This is a genomic window from Parabacteroides distasonis, from assembly GCF_004793765.1.
Classification (GTDB): domain Bacteria; phylum Bacteroidota; class Bacteroidia; order Bacteroidales; family Tannerellaceae; genus Parabacteroides; species Parabacteroides distasonis_A.
Window position 1 is genome coordinate 1 of the sequence record NZ_SRYM01000134.1, and the last position, 955, is coordinate 955.

1 protein-coding gene is annotated in these 955 nt (G+C 57.2%); it reads right to left on the reverse strand.

Annotated features, from left to right (window positions below):
- Nucleotides 1–955: sigma-54-dependent transcriptional regulator (locus E5342_RS19045; protein WP_135960084.1), on the reverse strand; the 955-nt coding region annotated here is incomplete at both ends.

The following is a 955-nucleotide window of genomic DNA, read 5'->3' on the forward strand; positions in this document are numbered from 1 at the left end:
GTCTGTGCCTGCAACACCGCGCCCATGATTTTCTGACGAAGCTCACGGACATTGCCCGGCCACGCATGGGTCAGCAATGTCTTGCGGGCTTCTCCGTCAAAGCCGATGACATCGCATTCCTGTTCCCGGTTCGCAATTTCACGGAAGAACTCAGCCAGCGGCATGACGTCCTCCTGACAGTCGCGCAACGGCGGGACGGTTATCTCGAAGTCATGCAGACGGTACAACAAGTCCTGCCGGAAACGCTTTTCATTGACCGCCTTCTCCAGATCCTCGTTGGTGGCGGCGATGATGCGGACATTGAAACTACGGTCAGATTTGTCACCTACCGGACGGTATCTCCGTTCCTGTATGGCGCGGAGTAGCATCTGCTGGGTTTCCGGTGCGAGGTTGCCCACCTCGTCCAAAAACAGCGTGCCGCCTTCCGCCTCATGGAAATAACCTTTCTTGGCACTGTCCGCACCTGTGAATGCGCCTCTGACGTGTCCGAAGAAAGCCGACGGCGCAAGTTCTTTGGTGAGCGAACCGCAGTCCACAGCCACAAACGGTTTTCCTGCCCGCTTGCCCTTATCGTGCAGCAAGTGGGCGATATGCTCCTTGCCCGTGCCGTTCTCTCCGAATATCAGCACGCTCATGTCGGTGGGGGCTACCAGCCTTATCCGCTTCATGATGGCTTGGAACGCCGAGCCGTCACGAGAGAACAGGGGCATACGGCTTCGTCCGGTGTGCCGTTCTTTCAATATGGTACGGAGCAGAGGGACGAGTTTGTCTTCCACAAGTTGCTTGGGTATGTAGTCCAGCGAACCGAGTTTCATGCTTTCAACCGCCGTATGCACTTCGGCATAGTCGGTCATGATGACAAAGGGCTGCATCCTGCCCTCCTTGCGCATCCAACGCAATAGGTCGATACCGTTGCCGTCGGGCAGGCGCAGGTCGGAAACCACGATGTCCCCGT